This window comes from Paenibacillus sp. GCM10023252 (assembly GCF_042653305.1).
GTDB lineage: Bacteria > Bacillota > Bacilli > Paenibacillales > Paenibacillaceae > Pristimantibacillus.
The window spans coordinates 346,986-353,005 of record NZ_JBHSHW010000001.1 but is presented as its reverse complement, the minus strand read 5'-3'; the positions used below and the strand labels follow the sequence as shown (position 1 = coordinate 353,005).

Annotated in this window: 7 protein-coding genes; all 7 read left to right on the top strand. The window is 49.9% G+C overall.

Annotated elements, in window-relative coordinates:
* Positions 1–238 precede the first annotated feature (238 nt).
* The 7 genes from ACFO9Q_RS01715 (at position 239) to ACFO9Q_RS01685 (ending at position 6,009) form a co-directional block, all read left to right on the top strand.
* Positions 239–616, top strand: coding sequence for a GntR family transcriptional regulator (locus tag ACFO9Q_RS01715; protein WP_379177986.1), 378 nt, complete (start codon positions 239–241; stop codon positions 614–616).
* Positions 617–619: 3 nt separating this feature from the next.
* A complete protein-coding gene (locus ACFO9Q_RS01710; protein WP_379177984.1) occupies positions 620–1,354 on the top strand; it encodes an ABC transporter ATP-binding protein in 735 nt (244 codons plus the stop codon).
* Positions 1,354–2,097 carry a hypothetical protein gene (locus ACFO9Q_RS01705; RefSeq protein ID WP_379177982.1) on the top strand — a complete coding sequence of 248 codons (744 nt, stop codon included), beginning with the start codon at positions 1,354–1,356 and terminating at the stop codon, positions 2,095–2,097. The genes ACFO9Q_RS01710 and ACFO9Q_RS01705 overlap by 1 nt, the downstream gene beginning before the upstream one ends.
* Before the next feature lie 2 nt (positions 2,098–2,099).
* Positions 2,100–3,176, top strand: a complete 1,077-nt coding sequence (locus ACFO9Q_RS01700; RefSeq protein WP_379177980.1) for a DUF4097 family beta strand repeat-containing protein — start codon at positions 2,100–2,102, stop codon at positions 3,174–3,176.
* 31 nt (positions 3,177–3,207) lie between these two features.
* Positions 3,208–4,137 (top strand): ABC transporter ATP-binding protein, encoded by a 930-nt coding sequence (locus ACFO9Q_RS01695; protein WP_379177978.1) that lies wholly within the window; start codon positions 3,208–3,210, stop codon positions 4,135–4,137.
* Positions 4,130–5,068 carry an ABC transporter permease gene (locus tag ACFO9Q_RS01690; RefSeq protein ID WP_379177976.1) on the top strand — a complete coding sequence of 313 codons (939 nt, stop codon included), beginning with the start codon at positions 4,130–4,132 and terminating at the stop codon, positions 5,066–5,068. The genes ACFO9Q_RS01695 and ACFO9Q_RS01690 overlap by 8 nt, the downstream gene beginning before the upstream one ends.
* Before the next feature lie 179 nt (positions 5,069–5,247).
* Positions 5,248–6,009, top strand: a complete 762-nt coding sequence (locus tag ACFO9Q_RS01685) for an RNA polymerase sigma factor (RefSeq protein ID WP_379177974.1) — start codon at positions 5,248–5,250, stop codon at positions 6,007–6,009.
* Positions 6,010–6,020 lie beyond the last annotated feature (11 nt).

Below are 6,020 nucleotides of genomic sequence, written 5' to 3'. Positions count from 1 at the left end.
TTTCTTTTTGTTTGACAAATTAAAGAAGGGGCGTCCCCAAGTCATTTATGACTTTTGGGACAGCCTCTTTTTTGCTTTGGTTGGCTTAGCGCCATCTCATTGGAATGTTGTTCCAGCTCGCGTGCGGGGACAGCAATGAATGTTTTGTGCTTCTATTGACAATCTAATACGAACCACCTATTCTTATAGTGCACTAGTTCAATAGTGTACTGGTTTGCGGTTATGAGGAGGGATGAAGTTGCAGCTGAATTTTAACAGTCCGAAGCCGATATATGTGCAGATGGTTGATGAGGTGAAGAGGGCATTGGCTAGAGGTGAATTATTACCCGGATCGAAGATCCCCTCACATAAGGAGCGCGCTCAGCTATCCCAAGTTAATCCTAATACGGTTCAGAGGGCTTATCAGGAGATGGAGCGAGAAGGCTTAACCGAGACGCTGCGGGGGCAAGGGACATTCATTAAGAATGACTCGGCCATGCTGCTTAGAATTCGCTCCGAGATGGCTGAAGCAGCAGTATTACAATTCATCGAGGAGATGGTCGGACTCGGGATCGAGCCTGAAGAGGTAGTCACGATGCTGAAGAGCCAGCTCTACAAGGGGACGAAGGAGGGGTAGATCATGGGGAATCTACATACGGATATGGATCCGATTGTGAATGGCCATGTGGCGCAGCTGAGAGGCATTCATAAGAAGTATATACTCAAGCACGCTCTGCGAGGGATAGACCTCACTATACAACGGGGGCGTATAGTCGGGCTGCTTGGACCTAACGGAAGCGGGAAGTCTACGCTGCTCAAAATGATGGCAGGCCTAGTCTATCCCACATCCGGCACTATTGTTGTAAACGGCAGAGAGCCGGATGTTCATAACAAGCAGCACGTGGCGTATTTGCCAGAGATTGACCATCTGTATGGCTGGATGACTGTCACTCAAACGTTAGCCTATATCTCAGGCTTCTATAAGGATTGGAACGCGGAGAAGGCGGCAGGAATGCTTATCGCAATGGAGCTGGACTCTAATCAGAAGGTTCGGAACCTGTCCAAAGGTATGCGGGCTCGGCTCAAGCTGATAGCTGCTCTCAGTCGCAACGTTCCTCTTATTCTGCTCGATGAGCCTTTCTCAGGAATTGATCCGTCTTCTCGCGCGAAGATTATCCGGCTCATTCTACAGGAATTTCAATCGGATGAGCAGACCATTCTGCTGTCTACTCACTCCGTGAATGAGTCAGAGCCGTTGTTAGATGACGTCATTTTTCTACAGGATGGCCAGGTTACCATCTTCGATACAGCGGAGAACCTTCGTACCGAATATGGCTGTTCCTTAGAGAAAATATGGGAGAAGGTGTACGGGTAATGGGATTCCGCAACATATGGAAGAAGGAAATGAGAAGTCTTGCTCCCTTATATGGCGTGTATTGCGCCTTAGTGCTGCTGCTGCACTTGATTCTGTTGTACAAGAAGGTGTATCTGGACACGGAAATCATGATGGTGGGAGCACTGTTCCTTCCGTTTCTGTTCGTATCCGCAATGGCGATAGGAACGGGTTACTACCAGCTGCATACCGAGTGGAGAACGAATTCTATCTACTTGCTGTTGTCCTTGCCCATACGGGGGTGGAAGGTATTGACAGCTAAGATACTGGCCGTCTACGCTCTGCTGCTGATATCCTCCTTGTGGATTGCAGTAAGCTTCGGGCTTATCCTGCTGAGAGCATCCTGGCAGGAGGTAAGGGTAAGTGAAGCTATGCCCCCGCTCTTTCCATCCTTGTTCAATCTGGCGTTGAATACGTTCTGGATGTACAGTCTGGCTACCTTGTTCCTGCTTATGCTTGTGCAGTTTACGTTTCTGTGCGGACAGCTGACGGCCAAGTTCAAGTGGATAGTGATGATAGGTGCAGGTTTTGGAGCTTTGTGGCTAGTGCTGCGCATCAGCCCGTTGTTGTCTAATCTGCTGCTGTGGATGCCGGAATTGGCCTATGGCGGGGTTGATGTGGAAGTCATTTATTTGCACCCTGGACCATTTGTCGTCTTGCTGCTAATCAGTGTGGGGCTGCTGGCACTGAATGGGTATATTTTCGAGAAGGAAGTGGAGGTGTGAGGATGGCTGGCCGTAAAAAAAGAACCGTTCTTATCGCCGCTGCCGCACTCTTGTTCATCATGATGATTGTGGACGTCTCCATTCGAAAGGAAGAGCTGCTGGAGCGGTTCGGGGAACAGTTCGTACATGTATCCAGAACGGAAGCGTATGAAGGAGCCCTTCATGGTGAGACCGCGGAAGTCAAGCAGCAGTTGGAAGTCGATCGGCAGGGAATTGAGGAAGTCTTGCTAACCGGCAATGGTGTGAACGTATCCGTGCAACGTGCTGAGGGTGAGGAGATCCGGCTCGAATACGTCGTGAAGATATCCGCTTCAACGAAGGAAAAAGCAGCGGCTAAGCTGAAGTTGATTGAGGTTCGACCGGAGAGTACAGAGGGGCGGCTGAAGTTCAATGCGATGCTAGAGGGTGAACCGATTCATTCGGATTGGGTCTCGGTGGAGTATACACTCTACTTGCCCGATTCGCTGAAGCTGTGGGTGGAGAATGAAGGCGGAGCGGTTCGTATTCAGGGTATCCAGGGCGATGTGGAAGTGCTGCTGGCTAGAGGAATGCTGGAGGTCTTGAAGGTGGAAGGGGATGTAGCGGTGGAATCCTCCCTTGGCCATGTAGACGTGTCGGGAATTGCCGGAGATATCACTCTGAATAACGACAATGGCCAGACGAATGCAGAGCAGATTCAAGGCTCGGTTAAGCTGGACACCTCTTATGATCATACCCAGATTAGGCAGGTCAAGGGTCGAGTCAATGGAGAGACACAATTCGGGTCAATACGAGTGGATGATATCTTGGGACCCGTCTCCTTGCACGGCAACGAGACGGCCATTCATGCTTCCAGTATCCGAGGCGATCTGCGGGTGGCATCGAACGATGGGGCGGTTACACTGTTGGTGTCGGACATGACAGGCTATCAGCTGGATGCAGCAGCGACCTATGGAAGAATCCTGTCTCATCTCCCGCTTGCGATCGTTAGAGATCGGGCCGGGGATTATACCGAACGAATGCAAGGCATAGTTGGCGAGGGTACCTGGAAGGCGGATGTGAAGGCGGAGTCAGCAGATATCATCATTCAGCATAGGTAAGAAGCACAACTCTACACAAGGGGGATGTTATATGAACGAGCAAGCTATTGTAAGTCTGCGAAATGTAACGAAGCGGATTGGACGGAGCACCATTATTAATGATGTATCCTTCGATGTTCATAAGGGGGAAGTATTCGGATTCTTAGGACCGAACGGTGCCGGTAAAACGACCACCATCCGTATGATGGTAGGGCTGATGTCCATATCCAAGGGAGAGATACGGATTCAAGGGCATAGCATCGCAACCGAGTTCGAACAGGCCATTCGCCATGTTGGAGCCATCGTGGAAAATCCGGAAATGTATAAATATCTAACCGGATACCATAACTTGGTTCATTACGCACGTATGGTGCCAGGGGTGACGAAGGAGAGAATCGCTGAAGTTATAAAACTGGTCAAGCTGGAGGATCGCATACATGACAAGGTTAGAAAGTATTCACTTGGCATGCGACAGCGGTTGGGCGTAGCTCAAGCGCTGCTTCACCGGCCGTCTCTGCTCATCCTGGATGAGCCTACTAATGGGCTGGATCCAGCCGGCATACGGGAACTTCGGGACTATCTCCAGTACTTGACCAGAGAAGAAGGAATAGCTGTTATTGTATCGAGCCATCTGCTCTCCGAGATGGAGCTGATGTGCGATAGAGTAGCCATCCTGCAGCAAGGTAAGCTGGTGGATGTGAAGGAGATAGAGGAATTCATGAGCTCCGGTGGTAAGGAACAGACCTACAAGATTGAAGCTGTTCTGGAGGAAGAGCATATCGCGGTGCTATCGGGGTTGGATGTAGTCCGCTCGGTTACTATCGTCTCTGGAGGGGTAGAGATCGTCACAGAGAGAGCACATATACCTAGTGTTCTTAATGAATTGATGCGAAGAGATGTCCCTATCTATGGGGTGCAGGAGGTCCGGCAGTCGCTTGAAGACCGGTTCCTGGAGATGACGGGAGGTGTTCAAGTTGGTTAACTTAATTAGGAATGAGAATATGAAGCTCTATCGCCGCTGGCGTACATGGACGATGGTTGGACTGATGATTATCGTTGTTCTGCTGGCCAGCTTCATGGAATGGTATTATGACGGCAAGGAAGTCAGCGGGGATGCTTGGATGCAGCAGGTACAGGAAGATAATAAGCGAATCGAGAGAGCGCTGGCCGATCCAGATCTGGAAGCGGAAGACAAGCAATACTTCGAAGAGCAGGTTAGACTGAACACATACAGGCTCGATCATGGAATTCGCTCCGAAGACGGAACGATGTGGGATGGAATTAACGGTTCGGCAGAGCTTGTCATTCTCATTACTCTGTTCACCGTTATTGTGGCAGGGGACAGCATGGCGGGTGAATTCTCAGGCGGCACCATTAAGCTGCTGCTGATTCGTCCATCGAACCGGCTGAAGATTCTAGTATCCAAGTATGTATCTATGCTAATGTTCGGCCTATTGCTTCTTGCCATCTTATTCATAGTATCCGTTCTGTTCAACGGTCTGCTCTATCGGTTCGGCTTCCTAGACTTACCTCTCTTGCAGATCGGTGCAGACGGACAAGTGGTTGAGAAAAATATGGTAGCTAACTTATGGCAGTCCTATCTGCTTAACGGTGTATCGACCGTTATGTTCGTGACGATGGCCTTTATGATCTCTACAGCGTTCCGAAGCAGTGCCTTGGCGATTGGGTTGTCCATCTTCTCTCTATTCGCTGGCGCGATTATGCTCGAGCTGCTCCAGGCCTATGAGTGGAGTAAATATTTGCTGTTCGCGAATCTGGACTTGTCACTAAGTGAGAGGCCGTATCAGGAGGGGATGACGACTGCGTTCTCCGTCCTTGTGCTTAGCGTGTACTTCATCGTATTTAATCTGACTTCCTGGCTGGTATTCACCCGCAGGGATGTCGCAGCTTAGCAGTATGATACAGGCAAGGGAATTCCGGCAGAAGCTGGGGTTCCTTTTTTTTGTGTGTGAGTGTGCATTTGATAATAAAATTGGTTAGCCCCCGTATCCTTATGTCGCTCCCATTCGTTATTATAGTGTAACAACAATAGCAGCAGTAGGAATGAAGCTGTTAGAAGGAGGGCGGCAGTATGTACGCTGGATGTGATGACAACAACGATAGCAGTCTTAGTCTTAATCTTATCGGGCCAGTACTTGTAAAATACTGTATGGCCATAACGGAATCGGTATGGGATGCTGAGGATCTTGTGCAAGAGGTTCTGCTCCGGACGCTGTCCACCAAGGAAGTCTATCTCTCTCATCCCAATCAAGCAGCGCTTACCCTCCGAATGGCCAGACAGATATGGCTAGATCAACTTAGACGCAAACGTAAGGGTAGAGAGGTAATAGAGCAGGTGCAATTAACAGAACAAGTCACAGAATGGTCCAGCCTTGTCGGGGAACTGGAACAAGCCATGCAGCTCATGCTTCAGAAGCTTCCCCCGCTGCAACGGACGGTTCTCCTGCTGCGCGACGTGCTCATGTACAAGAGCAGTGAGGCTGCTGCCCTGCTGCAGACATCGGAAGGAGCTGTCAAGGCAGCCCTGCACAGAGCTAGGAGAGCGGCAATCAAGCTGAAGCAAGACGCTGACTTGATGCAAGAATATGACAGTGGAGATTCCGCAGATGTGAAGAATGAGTTGAAGCAGCTGGTAACGAGCTACCTATCCGCCTTGCGTACTGGTGATGCAGCAGCTCTCATCCAACTGGCTCATACCGGGGACATTGATGTCGCTGTCGTTACTAGTCAACTCATCAAGATGAATGCGGCTAATAACCGTACTTCCAATAAGTCTGAGACGAGAATGGCATTCAGCGGCGGATATGACTGCAGATTAAGTGCTGCTGCATAAGCAGAAAGGAG

Excerpts from the sequence above, each read along its gene's own strand:
- ACFO9Q_RS01710 (WP_379177984.1), top strand. The coding sequence starts at position 620 with ATGGGGAATCTACATACGGATATGGATCCGATTGTGAATGGCCATGTG.
- ACFO9Q_RS01705 (WP_379177982.1), top strand. The coding sequence starts at position 1,354 with ATGGGATTCCGCAACATATGGAAGAAGGAAATGAGAAGTCTTGCTCCC.
- ACFO9Q_RS01700 (WP_379177980.1), top strand. The coding sequence starts at position 2,100 with ATGGCTGGCCGTAAAAAAAGAACCGTTCTTATCGCCGCTGCCGCACTC.
- ACFO9Q_RS01695 (WP_379177978.1), top strand. The coding sequence starts at position 3,208 with ATGAACGAGCAAGCTATTGTAAGTCTGCGAAATGTAACGAAGCGGATT.
- ACFO9Q_RS01685 (WP_379177974.1), top strand. The coding sequence starts at position 5,248 with ATGTACGCTGGATGTGATGACAACAACGATAGCAGTCTTAGTCTTAAT.